Source organism: Methylobacterium sp. E-016 (genome assembly GCF_022829745.1).
Lineage (GTDB): Bacteria > Pseudomonadota > Alphaproteobacteria > Rhizobiales > Beijerinckiaceae > Methylobacterium.
In genome coordinates this window covers 63,726-76,468 of sequence record NZ_JAKSYF010000058.1, presented here as the reverse complement: position 1 = coordinate 76,468, position 12,743 = coordinate 63,726, and the positions used below count along the sequence as shown (strand labels likewise).

The 12,743-nt window shown below is 71.1% G+C and carries 9 protein-coding genes and 1 tRNA gene; 5 read left to right on the top strand and 5 right to left on the bottom strand.

From position 1 onward, the window contains the following. The first annotated feature begins 96 nt into the window (after nucleotides 1-96). Nucleotides 97-768 carry a TadE/TadG family type IV pilus assembly protein gene (locus MKK68_RS04905; protein WP_244029063.1) on the top strand — a complete coding sequence of 224 codons (672 nt, stop codon included), beginning with the start codon at nucleotides 97-99 and terminating at the stop codon, nucleotides 766-768. Nucleotides 769-787: 19 nt separating this feature from the next. Beyond that, the gene (locus MKK68_RS04900) at nucleotides 788-2,191 is read left to right on the top strand and encodes a pilus assembly protein TadG-related protein (protein ID WP_244029061.1); all 1,404 of its coding nucleotides are present in this window, start codon (nucleotides 788-790) and stop codon (nucleotides 2,189-2,191) included. A 438-nt stretch (nucleotides 2,192-2,629) separates the two neighbouring features. Here the strand turns inward: MKK68_RS04900 and MKK68_RS04895 are convergent. Beyond that, nucleotides 2,630-2,706: transfer RNA gene (locus tag MKK68_RS04895), tRNA-Arg, on the bottom strand. 473 nt (nucleotides 2,707-3,179) lie between these two features. On the opposite strand from MKK68_RS04895, the gene MKK68_RS04890 reads away from it, so the two are divergent. Both MKK68_RS04890 and MKK68_RS04885 read left to right on the top strand, forming a co-directional pair. Continuing rightward, complete coding sequence (locus MKK68_RS04890; RefSeq protein WP_244029059.1) at nucleotides 3,180-4,709, top strand: acyltransferase family protein; 1,530 nt, start codon at nucleotides 3,180-3,182, stop codon at nucleotides 4,707-4,709. A 143-nt stretch (nucleotides 4,710-4,852) separates the two neighbouring features. Next, complete coding sequence (locus tag MKK68_RS04885) at nucleotides 4,853-5,791, top strand: acetamidase/formamidase family protein (protein WP_244029057.1); 939 nt, start codon at nucleotides 4,853-4,855, stop codon at nucleotides 5,789-5,791. A 40-nt stretch (nucleotides 5,792-5,831) separates the two neighbouring features. Here MKK68_RS04885 and MKK68_RS04880 read toward each other — a convergent pair whose 3' ends face one another. The 4 genes from MKK68_RS04880 to MKK68_RS04865 all read right to left on the bottom strand — a co-directional run bounded on the left by MKK68_RS04880 (nucleotide 5,832) and on the right by MKK68_RS04865 (nucleotide 12,352). Continuing rightward, entirely contained in the window at nucleotides 5,832-8,132 is a 2,301-nt protein-coding gene (locus MKK68_RS04880; RefSeq protein ID WP_244029055.1) for a spermidine synthase, read from the bottom strand. Nucleotides 8,133-8,293: 161 nt separating this feature from the next. Next, nucleotides 8,294-9,850: a glutamine-hydrolyzing GMP synthase gene (gene guaA, locus MKK68_RS04875; RefSeq protein ID WP_147728849.1), complete on the bottom strand. Its 1,557-nt coding sequence runs from the start codon at nucleotides 9,848-9,850 to the stop codon at nucleotides 8,294-8,296. Between the two features lie 137 nt (nucleotides 9,851-9,987). After that, the gene (locus MKK68_RS04870) at nucleotides 9,988-10,986 is read right to left on the bottom strand and encodes an alpha/beta hydrolase (RefSeq protein WP_147728848.1); all 999 of its coding nucleotides are present in this window, start codon (nucleotides 10,984-10,986) and stop codon (nucleotides 9,988-9,990) included. A gap of 64 nt (nucleotides 10,987-11,050) precedes the next feature. Then, nucleotides 11,051-12,352 carry an RsmB/NOP family class I SAM-dependent RNA methyltransferase gene (locus tag MKK68_RS04865; RefSeq protein WP_244029204.1) on the bottom strand — a complete coding sequence of 434 codons (1,302 nt, stop codon included), beginning with the start codon at nucleotides 12,350-12,352 and terminating at the stop codon, nucleotides 11,051-11,053. 202 nt (nucleotides 12,353-12,554) lie between these two features. On the opposite strand from MKK68_RS04865, the gene MKK68_RS04860 reads away from it, so the two are divergent. Further along, nucleotides 12,555-12,725, top strand: a complete 171-nt coding sequence (locus MKK68_RS04860) for a hypothetical protein (protein ID WP_243933395.1) — start codon at nucleotides 12,555-12,557, stop codon at nucleotides 12,723-12,725. Nucleotides 12,726-12,743: the final 18 nt, after the last annotated feature.

Genomic DNA, 12,743 nt, shown 5'->3' with positions numbered 1-12,743 from the left:
GTTCGGATCGCATCTCGGCCAGCTTTGGCGCATCGCGGGCCGCCACGACATTGCCGACCCGTCCCGGCCGGCGTCCCACGACGAGCGTGCCTTGCGATGACCATGGCCGAACGCGTGTCATCGTCGGTGCGGTGCTCGTCCCGGCGCGGCGTGTGGGCCTGCCGGAGGGGTGTCTCAGCGGTCGAGTTCGCCCTGATCGCCCCCCTTCTGATGGTGCTCTTCATGGGGGCCGTCGACATTAGCCGCGCCGTCACCGCCGCGAACAGGGCCGGCTACGTTGCCGACTCGATCGGCGAGCTCGTCTCGCAGGCGACCACGACCCTGACCGAGGCGCAGATCTCGGGGATCATCCAGAGCGCACCGCTGATCGATGCGGACATCCTGGCCTATGGTCGGCAGAACGGAAGCACCAACCTGCCCGCGCTGGTCAACCTGACGATCTCCAGCGTCAGGTTCTCGAAGACCGACGCGACCTGCGTGGCGAACTGCATCTACTTGGCATCGACCGTGTTCAGCCGTGCGCTGGCCGGCAGCGTGAGGCCGTGCGGCCTGCTTCTGACCGCGCCGGACAGCGCCGCCACCACGCCGGCGACGTTGCCCGCCTCGACCTTCGGTCCCGTCTCGCTCGTCGTCGTCGATGTCGCGGTCTTCTTCCAGCCGATCTTCCTGAAGGGCTTTCCGTTTCCCGGGACGTTCCGACGATCGTCCTATTTCCGGCCGCGGCAGGTCACGCAGGTCAATGCGGCGACCAACTGCCCCGGTTCCTGAGAGAGAAAAGTCCTTTCGCATGTCGCCTCGATCCGCCCTCTGGAGATCATGCCGTGGCGTTGGACGCGCCGTCGCGGCCTATCGCTCCGATCGGCGCGGCAACATCGCGCTTCTCTTCGGGCTGCTCCTCCTGCCGCTGATCGGCACCACGGGGCTCGCCATCGATTACGGGCAGCTGCTCACCGCCCGGACCACCTGCCAGACCGCCGCCGACGCCGCCGCCCTCTATGCCAGCGGCGTCGCCAAGGCCCTGATCCAGCAATCGGACGGCAGCGCCGCTTCGGTCGCGTCCGCCAAGACCGAGGCGCAGACCCGTGCGACGGGCCTGTTCAACGCGTACGTGGCGCGGATGACCAACGTCATCGCGACGGGCGGAACCGTGACCGTCGCCAAGGTCGGCCAGCGCATCGACGCGCTGGCGACGTTCAACGTCGCGACCAGGACATCGTTCGGCGGCATCTTCGGCGTCCGGAGCATGAATGCCTCCGGCTCCGCGAAATCCTCGGCCTCGATGCCGCTCTATACCGATCTCTACATGGCTCTGGACGTGTCGCAGTCGATGGGTCTGGCCTCGACCACGGCGGGAGCCAAGAGCCTCTTCACCCTGATCAAGACGATGGAGAGGAACGCCGGCAACTCGGGCGCCACGGGCTGCGTCTTCGGCTGTCACGTCGTGCAGACCGGCAGCAGGCTGGCGAGCAGCTATCAGTCCATCGCCGGCAGCGCCGTTCCACCGATCACCCTGCGCATCGACGTCCTGCGCAATGCCGTGAACAAGACGATCTCCACGGCCCAGAGCGACGCCCTCGCCGCCGGCACCAGCAACTACCGGATCGCGCTCTACACGACGGGCCTCTCATCCGCGAACGGAACGACCTACAGCCTCAATCAGCTGGCGGCGCTCAGCTCGAACTGGAACAGCTTGTCGGCCGCGGCGGCGAACATCGACCTGGGCCCGAACAACGGTGGCGGAACCGGCGACAGCTACCTCAAGGAGCCGCTGACCGATCTGCTGACGAAGATCCCGACGAGCGGCGACGGAACCAGCCAGGCGACGTCCCGCGCCTACGTCATCATCATCACCGACGGCCTGCGTGACGTGAAGGGTTCCTCCTGCACCTCCGGGCATTGCACCGCGGCGTTCGATCCGGCCGTCTGCCAGAGCTACAAGAACAAGAACATCACCGTCGGGGTGATCTACACCACCTACCTGCCGATCCTGGCCAATCCGACCACGGGAAGCTCGGCGCTGGATGGCAACTATCAAAGCCTGGTCCAGCCCTACGTCTCGCAGATCGCGCCGAACCTGCAGGCCTGCTCCTCGCCGGGCTGGTATGCCGAAGCCTCCGACGGGCCGTCCATCGATGCGGCGCTGGCGAAGATGTTCGGGCAGACGACCATGCAGCCGCAGATCACCAACTGATGCCGACGCGCGGCGCGGACGGGCGTGAAGCCTGCCGCCGCGACCCACGATGCTGCTTTGCGCGCGACCGCCGCGGGAACGCACCATCCGCTCATGCCGATCGGTGTCGATCATGACCAAGGGCGCCCGGCGTACAGACCGATCGACGCGATCTTTCAAGGCTGGTCGAAGAGCTTGTTTCGGGCCTCGCATCAGCGATCGAGCGGGTCGCGGACCGTCCGCTCGCGGAGATCGCACCCGAATTGTTCGCGTCGTTCGGACGGGCGATGCGTGAGAGCGCGACGGAGGGCGAGATCCCGTTGCGAAGGCGTTGCTTCAGGCGATCGTCGATTGCGTCGAGAACGCTGTCCGCATCATTGGCGATACGGCCAGCCCGGAACCTGTCATCGCCGGCGCTGGCTCACCCGCCGGGCAGATGTTCGCGGTTCGGTACGGAAGTGGCGCACCCGACACGATTCGAACGTGTGACCTTTGCCTTCGGAGGGCAACGCTCTATCCAGCTGAGCTACGGGTGCTGACCGTGCCGATTTCCTAGCCGATGCCGCTGCGCGGCGCAACGGGGCTGTCGCGGGGTCGAAGGCCGGGGGGATGACGGCGTGGGTCGCCGTTGCCGCGCTCCAACGATCGGCGAGGCGTCACGGCGCATGTCGCCGTCCGCGGCGCGCATCGCGCCATGGTGCCCCGGGCCGGCGAAGAGGGGGATCGGGGTTCTGCGATCCGAGCGAGGCTTCGTACGCCACCCGGGCAAAGTGTTCGAGCGATACCGGTATCCTCATACTGTGGCCCAAACGGCAGGCCCGGCCAAAGACGGCACGGCCATCTTGTATCGGCCATGTTTCTGATTGTTTCTGGCGGGCATCCGCGCTGCGACGCTCAGCGTGCAACACCGTTCGAAGCGCCGGCGATGCAGACTCGTCTCGACCGACATCATCCCCCCGCCCTCACGGCCCCGACGCATTCGGGGCCGGCAGGCGGCGCCCTGGCGGCCGTGAGCATCGCGCGGCCCGGCGGGGCGCTGGCGAACCTGCAGCTTCTGCGGGCGTTCGCGGCGAGCCTCGTCCTGGTGCACCACGTCGCCGTGTATGCCCAGGCGCTGCGTGGCGCCGCACGGCCGTTCGCGACCCTCGACACCCTGATGGGCGTCTGGGGCGTGGCGATCTTCTTCGCCCTGTCGGGCTTCCTGATGGCCCGGCTCGTCACCCGCGATGCGCCGCTCGTCTTCCTCGCGCATCGGGTCAGCCGCATCTTCCCGACTTACTTCGGGGTGGTGGCGCTGTCCGCCGGCCTGTTCGCGGCGCTGGGCCTGCAGTTCGGCGGCATGTCCGTGCTCGCCCTGTCCCTCGCGCCCGGAGGCGCGCGAAGCTCGCCCCTCAACGTGGAGTGGACGCTCGCCCTGGAGCTGTCGTTCTATGTCGGCCTGTTCCTCCTGGCCTCGGCCGGGCAGGCGCGGCGCCTCGTTCCCCTCGCCGCCGGCTGGCTCGTCCTGCTGGCGGTCGCCTTTCCGCTGCTGCCGCCCGACAGCCGCAGCCTAATGCCTCCGCCGCTCTACCTGGTGCCGGTCACGGCGGCCTGTGCGCCCTTCGCGGGCGGCCTGCTGCTGCCGCGGCTGATCGCGTCGGGCTGGATGCGTCCGGCGACGGCGCTCCTCGCCCTGCCCTTCCTGGTGCTCTGCGTCTTCGTCGACACGGCGGCCGCGCGCTGGCTCGGTGGCGTCGCCGCGGTGCTGATCGTGGGCGCCGCCGTCACGGCGCCGCCCGTCCGCCGGGTGGGGCCGGTGGCGCGGGGGACGATCGCGCTGGGGAATCGGAGCTACGTGCTCTACCTCGCGCATCCGCCGGTGCTGCTGCTGGCGGGCTGGGCTTGCCCGCCGGACTGGTCGGGGCCTGCCTATGCCGGCGTCTGCCTCGCGGGCTCGCTTCTGGCCGCCACGCTCCTCGGGCCCCTCGACGTCGCGTTCTATCGGCGCGTTCGCGGGCGGATCGACGCTGCGGGTCCGGTCGCGCTGAGGCGGGGCGTGACCGCCTTCCTCGTCGTGTTCACCGGTTGCGCCCTCTGGGGCAGCGCCGAGACGGCGCGGAACGACTGGGCCGAGAGCCGGGCCCGCGATGCGGTCGCCGCCCTGCCCGCCCAGGCATGGACGTCGCGGGCGGCGGCCGTGGCGGCCATCGCCGCGCGGGGCCTCGCCCTGCCCCCCACCCTGCGAACGGCCGTCGAGACGGTGGAGCGCATCTCCCCAACGGAGCTCCTGGTCGGGGCCTACGCGCTGGATCCGGACCAGCCGAGCCGAAGCCTGCATCTCGCCCTGTTCTGCGGCGGGCGCCTCGCCGCCTTGGACAAGCCGCGGCGCTTGCGCCGGGACCTCGCGGCTCGGCCTGGCTTCGAAGCGATGGGCGAGCGGCGGATCGGCTATCGTCTGCGCATCCCTGCCGATTCCTGCAGCCGGGAGAACGCGGTCGCGGCGCTCGTCGACGAGACCGGCCTGATGGCGGCGCTCGCCGTCCCGCGAGCCGGGTGGTGATCGGGATCCACGTCGGCGGCGGCGGCGGGCGATGACCGGCATGCGTCGTGGCGATGCCGGGCCCTGGTTCGTCGATTGCATCCGCGTTCCGCCGCGTCGCCGAGCGCGACGCCGCGACCTGTGATCCGAGCCGAGGAGCGCACATGCCGACGCATCACGAGATCCCGGCCACCCCCGACAAGATGGTGCTCGGCTACTTCGACGCCGCGCTGCCGCCGGTGCTCGAGATCGCGTCCGGGGACACGGTCACCCTCCATTCCTTCCCCGCCGGCGGACGCGAGTCGCTGCATCCCGATCCCGCGCGGGTCTCGGCCGAGCACCTCGCGGTGCTCGATCAATGCGTCCCCGGCCCCGGGCCGCACTTCGTCACCGGGCCGGTCCATGTCCGCGGTGCCGAGCCGGGCGACGTGCTGCAGGTCGAGATCCTGGATCAGGCGTTCCGCCAGGATTGGGGCTTCGTCTCGATCCTGCCCCTGCTCGGGACCTTGCCCGACGAGTTCACCGAGTACGAGACCATCCACCCCGACATCGACGTCGCGCGCGGCGTCTGCGTGCTGCCCTGGGGCACCGAGCTGCCGCTCGACCCGTTCTTCGGCATCCTCGGCACGGCGCCGCCCGCCGCCTGGGGCCGCGTCGGCACCGCGGTGCCGCGCGGCTTCGGCGGCAACATGGACAACAAGGAGCTGAAGGTCGGCTCGACCCTCTACCTGCCGGTCTACAACCCGGGCGCCGGCTTCTACGCCGGCGACGGGCACGGCGTGCAGGGCGACGGCGAGGTCTGCATCACGGCGCTGGAGACCGGCCTCACCGGCACCTTCCGCCTGACCGTGCGCAAGGACCTCGGCTACGAGTGGCCGTTCGCCGAGACGACCACCGACCTGATGACGATCGGCCTGCACGAGAGCCTCGACGAGGCGATGCGGCAGGCGGTGCGCGAGATGGTGCGCCACGTCTGCGCCCGCACCGGGCTGACCCGCAACCAGGCCTACATGCTGTGCTCGCTCGCCGGGAACCTGCGCATCACCCAGACGGTCGACGGCAACAAGGGCGTCCACATGCTCATGCCCAAGACCGCCCTGTGAGCTTCGCCCGGTGCGCGCCGGCGCCGATCGATAAACCCGGTCAGCGCCCGGGCGCGGGCGTGGCGTCGCCGCGCGGGCGCATCATGTCGAGGAAGGCCTCCAGCACGTTGGCGTAGTCGTCCGTCCAGGGCCGCCGCGTCATGTCGGGGAGGACGGGCGTCCAGCCGAGCCGCGCGGCCTCCCGCCGGATCGCCGCATCGCGCGTCGCGATCACCACCATCGCCGGAGCGCGGAAACGCCGTTCGATCGGCTCGACGATCGGGTCGATGCGCTGGAGAAGCGCGAGGCCCTGTTCCGCCGCGGCACGGGCGAGCGCCGGCCGCAGGTCGAAATGCTGGTTGGAGATGTGGAGCGCCAGCACCCCCTGCGCGTCGAGGCGGTCGCGGTAGAGCGCCACGGCCTCGCCGGTGAGCAGGTGCATCGGGATCGCGTCCGAGGAGAACGCGTCGACGATCAGCACGCGGGCCGGCTCGGTCGCGCGGGCCAGGGTCAGGCGTGCGTCGCCCTGGACGATGCGGGCCGACGGCGCGCAGGCGGAGAGGAAGCGGAACAGGCTCGGATCGCGCGCGATCGCGACGACCACCGGATCGATCTCGTAGAACGTCCAGGCTTCCCCGGCCCGCGCCTGGCAGGCGAGGCTGCCGGCCCCGAGCCCGACCACCGAGACCCGCGGCACCGGCCCGTAGGCGCGGCGCGCGACCTCGAGGACGTCGGCGATGGCGTTGCCGGTGGCGTAGTAGGTCGTCGGCTCCGGCGGCCCGACAACCGGGCTGCCGTCGTCCTCGCGGATGCGCATGGCGCCGTGCAGGGTCGTGCCGTGCGAGAGCAGGCGGAAGCGTCCCTGAGGATCGGTCTCGATGCGGTGGACCCCGAAGAAGCTGCGGCGGCTCTCGATGTCCTGGATCGTCAGATGCGGCATCGCCAGCACCAGCCCGCAGAACAAGGCGGCAAAGCCGAAGGCCGCCTGCGGCGCGCGCCAGTTCAGCAGCAGGACCGTCATCATCACGCCCGCTGCGGCGCGCGGCGCCGCGTCGGGAGCGTAGCGGACGAGGATGGCGAGCCCGACCAGCCCGGCAAGCGTCCCGACAAGGCGACGCATCGCCACGATGCCGACGGGGCGGGCGCGGACGAAGACGCCGGGACGGCAGGCGAGCGCCGCCACCAGCAGGATCGGATATTCGGCGATCGTCGCAAACAGCCGCGGCGCGATCAGGGCCGCGAACAGGCCACCGAGCATCCCGCCGAGCGAGGTGCAGAGATAGAACTCGGTCAGCCGGCCCGGCTCGGGGCGCAGGCAGAAGACGGCGCGGTGGGCGACGAGGCCGGCGACGAAGCAGAGGCCGAGGCTGAGCGGCAGGTCGACGGCGAAGGGCAGCCGGCCGACCACGGCCGCGCCGAGGACGATCGCGGTCCCCCAAGCCTGCGCGGCGGCCAGGGGACGGTCCGGCCAGGACGCGACCGGGCGGAAGGCGATCACGAAGGTCAGGAGGTAGAGCGCGAGCGGCAGCACCCACATCAGCGGGATGGCGGCCACATCCGTGGTGATGTGCGCGGTCACGGCGACGAGCAGGCCGGAGGGGACGGCCGACAGGCCGATCCAGGCGCCGCGCCGCGCCAGGCTCGGAGCCGCGCGCGCCGTGCCGGTCGTCCGCGCCGGCGCGACGATCCCGTGCGCGTCGCCTCGAACGACGACCGTGAGCGCGCAGGCCGCAACCGCGCCCGCGGCCAGGGCATAGCCGGCGGACCACAGCCTGGTCTGCTCGGCGAGCCCGAGGAGCGGCTCGATCGCCAGCGGATAGGCGATCAGGGCGGAGAACGAGCCGAGATTGGAGGCGCGGTAGAGGAAGTACGGATCCTGTGCCCGATCGTTGCCGGACCGGGCGAACCACGCCTGCAGCAGCGGAGCGCTCGCCGACAGGGCGAAGAACGGCGCGCCGATCGAGGCCAGGAACAGGCCGACGAGCCAGACGGCCTCGTCGCCGCCTTGCGCCGCGGCGTCCAGCGAGACCGTGATCGGCAGGAACGCCGCCCCGGCGAGAAGCACGAGGCCGTGCACCGCGACCGAGGCACGCAGCGACAGCCAGCGCGTCGTCGCATGCGCGTAGGCGTAGCCCGCGAGCAGCAGCCCCTGGAACACCACCGTCGCGACCGACCACACCGCGGGCGTGCCCCCGAGGACGGGAAGGACGCGCTTGGTGAAGATCGGCTGCAGGACGAAGAGCAGGAACGCCGCCAGGAGCAGCGTACCCGCGAACACGAGGGTCTGGACGAGGTCGCGGCCGATCGCTGCCGTCCGGCCGGCCGGGTCGACGCCGATCGGTTCGGCTTTGCTGGCGGTCATGGTTCGCAATCCCCCACCCGAGGCGGCGAGGCGCGAAGGTTAGCCGAGCGGCATTAACCGTCCCTCATCGACCGGTCACCATCTTCATGACTCAAGAGAAATAATGTGTGGGTCCGTAGCCCTGATCGGCCGTGCAGCGATGCGAGCAGCAAAAACCCGGGTCATTCCCACTCGATCGTGCCGGGCGGCTTCGAGGTGATGTCGTAGGTGACGCGGTTGATACCCTTGACCTCGTTGATGATCCGGGTCGCGACCCGGCCGAGGAAGGCCATGTCGAACGGGTAGAAGTCGGCCGTCATGCCGTCGACCGAGGTGACGGCGCGCAGCGCGCAGACGTGGTCGTAGGTGCGCCCGTCGCCCATCACGCCGACGGTCTTGACCGGCAGGATCACCGCGAAGGCCTGCCAGATCGTGTCGTAGAGGCCGGCCCGGCGGATCTCGTCGAGGTAGATCGCATCGGCCTTGCGCAGGGCCTCCAGCTTCTCCGGCGTGATCGTGCCGGGGCAGCGGATCGCGAGCCCGGGCCCCGGGAACGGATGGCGGCCGACGAAGGCGTCGGGCAGGCCGAGCTCGCGCCCGAGCACGCGGACCTCGTCCTTGAACAGCTCGCGCAGCGGCTCGACGAGCTTCATGTTCATGCGCGCCGGCAGGCCGCCGACGTTGTGGTGGCTCTTGATCGTCACCGAGGGGCCGCCGGAGAACGACACGCTCTCGATCACGTCCGGGTAGAGCGTGCCCTGGGCCAGGAACGCCGCGCCGCCGATCTTCTTCGATTCCGCGTCGAACACGTCGATGAACAGGCGGCCGATGGTCTTGCGCTTCTCCTCGGGGTCGCTGACGCCGGTGAGGGCGTCGAGGAACAGGTCCTGCGCCTGCACATGGACGAGCGGGATGTTGTAATGGTCGCGGAACAGCCGCACGACCTCCTCGGCCTCGCCCATGCGCAGCAGCCCGTGGTCGACGAAGACGCAGGTGAGCTGATCGCCGATCGCCTCGTGCAGCAGCACGGCCGCCACCGACGAATCGACGCCGCCCGAGAGGCCGCAGATCACCTTCTCGGATCCGACCTGCTCGCGGATCTTGGCGATCGCCTCGGCGCGGTAGGCGCCCATGGTCCAGTCGCCCGAGCAGCCGGCGATGTCGCGCACGAAGTTGCGGATCAGCAGGGCACCGTGCGGCGTGTGCGCCACCTCCGGGTGGAACTGCACCGCGTAGTAGTTGCGGGCTTCGTCGGCCACCGCCGCGAAGGGGGCGTTCTTCGAGATCGCCACGGTGGTGAAGCCGTCGGGCAGCTTGGTGACCCGGTCGCCGTGGCTCATCCAGACGGGGTAATGCTCGCCGACGTGCCAGACCCCCTTGAACAGGGGGCATTCCGAGATGATCTCGATCTCAGCGCGGCCGAACTCGGCATGGTGGCCGCCCTCGACCTCGCCGCCGAGCTGGGCCGCCATCGTCTGCTGGCCGTAGCAGATGCCGAAGACCGGGACGCCCGAATCGAACACCACCTGCGGGGTTCGCGGCGAGGCGTCGCTCGTCACCGATTCGGGGCCGCCCGACAGGATCACGCCCTTCGGCCGCGTCTCGGCGAAGGCCTCCGCCGCCTTGGTGAACGGCACGATCTCGCAATAGACCCCCTCCTCCCGGACGCGCCGGGCGATGAGCTGGGTCACCTGCGAGCCGAAATCGACGATCAGGATCTTGTCGTGGTCGGTGTTCATGCTTCTCGCGTTAGACGAGGCGATTGCGCCGTGCAACGCAGCCGTCGCATGCGGGCCGCGCGCGCCTGTTCACGACGCGCATGGGCACGGGATTCCCCCTGGGCGTTCGTGCGGAGGCGCGGGCGTCGCGGTGTCCATCACGTCGCCAGGAACCCGCGCACGCGAAGCCAGGCGAGGAACAGGTTCGGCCACGCCGCCACCGGCGTGCCGGGCGGCCCGAGCCCGAAACCGTGGCCGCCGCGCTCGAACAGGTGCATCTCGGCCGGTATCTTCGCCTTGCGCAGGGCGGTGAACATCAGGAGCACGTGGTCGCAGACCGCGATCGGATCGTCCATCGCCTGCGCCATGAACATCGGCGGCGTGTCGGCGCGAACCTGCACGTCGACCGAGTAGGTCCGCATCTCGACCTCGGTGACCTCGTCGCCGACGAGCACGCGGCGGGTGGAGGTGCCGTCGAACGGCGCCTTCATGGTGATGACGGGATAGAGCAGCCCGGCGAGCGCCGGGCGGTACGGCAGGGCGTCGTGCGCGTCGACCGGCGGGTAGAGGTTCTGGTTGCCGACCGCGGTCTCGCCCATCAGGTGCCCGCCGGCCGAGAAGCCCAGCACCCCGACGCGGGCGGGATCGATGCCGAGCTCGGTCGATTGCGCCCGCACCAGCCGCACCGAGCGCTGCGCGTCCTGCCGCGGCGCATCGGGGCCGTTGTCCCAGCCCTCGCCGGGCAGCCGGTAGATCAGCAGGAACACGGTGATGCCGGCCGCCGTCAGCATCTGGCCGACGGGCACGCCCTCGTTGCCGATGTCGATGAAGCGGTAGCCGCCGCCGGCCGCGACGATCATCGCCGATCCGTTCGGCTTGTCCGGCCGGATCACCAGCAGGCAGGGGCGCTCGACCTTGGTGATGACGCCGCGCGCCGTCTCGTCGAAGCGGTAGCCGTTCGGATCCGGACCCTCGCCGCCGCCCGGCGGATCGCCCGGCCAGAGATCGATGACCTGGAGCTGCGCGCCGGGTGCCGTCCGCGGCAGGGCCGGGACCAGCTCGCCCGGCGGGTTGGGCGGGGCTTGGGCATGCGCGGCGCCCTGCCCCGCCATCGCGGCCGCGGTCGCAGCCAGGAGCGTTCTCCGGTCCAGGCCCATCGGTCTCCTGCGGTGTCTTCGGAATCGCTCGGACAACGCCGGCTGGACGGAGCGGTTGCGATCCTCAGCCGGCTCGCGCCAGGGTCGCGACGTAGAACCCGTCCGTGCCGGTTCGCGCCGGGCTCATCTGCAGCCCATGCGTGGTGAAGCGCAGCGTCTCCGCCAAGCCCGGGGCATGGGCCTCGGCGACGTCGCGTGCCGGCACGACCGCGAAGGCCCCGGCGCCGCGCGCGAGGAAGCCGGCCACCGCGTCGTCGTTCTCCGCCGGCAGGAGCGAGCAGGTGACGTAGGTGATGCGGCCGCCGGGGCGCACCAGCCGGCCGGCGCGGTCGAGCACCGTCGCCTGCTCGGCGACCCGCGCGGCGAGGCTGTTCGGGCGCAGGCGCCACTTCGCGTCGGGGTTGCGGCGCCAGGTGCCGGTGCCGGTGCAGGGCGCGTCCACCAGCACGCGGTCGGCCTGTCCGTCGAGGTCGGCGAGCACGTCCGTGCGCACCCGGCCGCCGCGGGGCGTGCGCACCTCCGCGTTCGCGCCGGAGCGCCTCAGGCGCTCGTGGATCGGCGCAAGGCGGCGCGGGTCGTCGTCGGTGGCGATCAGGCGACCGCCGTTCCCGGTCAGTGCCGCCAGCGCCAGGGTCTTACCGCCGCCGCCGGCGCAAAGGTCGACGATCGTCTCAGCCTCGCCGGCGCCCGTCAGCATGGCGGCGAGCTGCGAGCCCTCGTCCTGGATCTCGTACCAGCCGTCGAGGAATTCCGGCTCGACATGCAGCGCCGGCCCGCGCCCGTCCGCGCCGATCGGGACGCGCAGGCCCATCGGCGCGTGCGGCGTCGGCGCGGCCGCATGGTGGGCGAGGCCCGGCATCGCCGCCGCCCGGTCGCCCTTGAGGGCGTTGACGCGGATGTCGAGGGGCGCACGCCGGGCGAGCGCCTTCAGCTCCGGCAGGAGATCGGCGCCGAGGATCGCCTCCAGCTGCGGCAACACCCATTCGGGGACGTCGCCCGCGACGTGTGGCGGCGCGTCGGCGAGGATTCCCTCGGCCAAGCGCCGTGCCTCGTCGTCGTTGAGCTTCTCCGGCGCGAAACCTTCGCCGCTGAACAGCGCCGCGATCGAGGGGGCGGCGAGACCCTGCTGCAGCCGCAGCGACCCGAGCAGCACCGCGCGCGGGCCGTCGTCGCCCATGATCCAGGCGGCCGAGGACCGTCGCCGCAGGGCGTCGTAGACGAGGCTGGCGATGCCGCCGCGGTCGCCCGATCCGGCGAAGCGGTGGCTCAGGCCCCAATCCTTGAGGGCGTCGGCGGCCGGTCGGCGACGACCGGCGATGTCGGCGAGCACCTCGATGGCGGCGGCGCAGCGGGCGGCTGGAGTCAGGACGGTCTCCTTTGGCGGATGAAGGCGTGTCGCGAGCGCGATAGACCCGCAGCGCCCCGCCTGTCGAAGGAAATCCGCGCGGCCACGATACGGCCACGCTTAACCCGCTCCGCGGACACGATACGGCCGAGCTTCCGGCACGATCGAGCGTCAGACCTGCAGGCTCCGACGGAACCCGCCGTCGCGAAGGCCGGAAGAACCCATGTCGCCCGTGATCCACCTCAGCCTCGCCGGCATCCTGATGCTGGCGGTCGCCGCCTGCTCCACCGCACCGGCCGCTCCCGACCTGACGCCGCCGCCGCGGCGCCCGCTCGATGCCAAGACGCAGCTCGAATACGGCAACCCGCCCCCGCCTCCCGGCCCGCGCTACTGAAGGATCTCCGGACCTCGG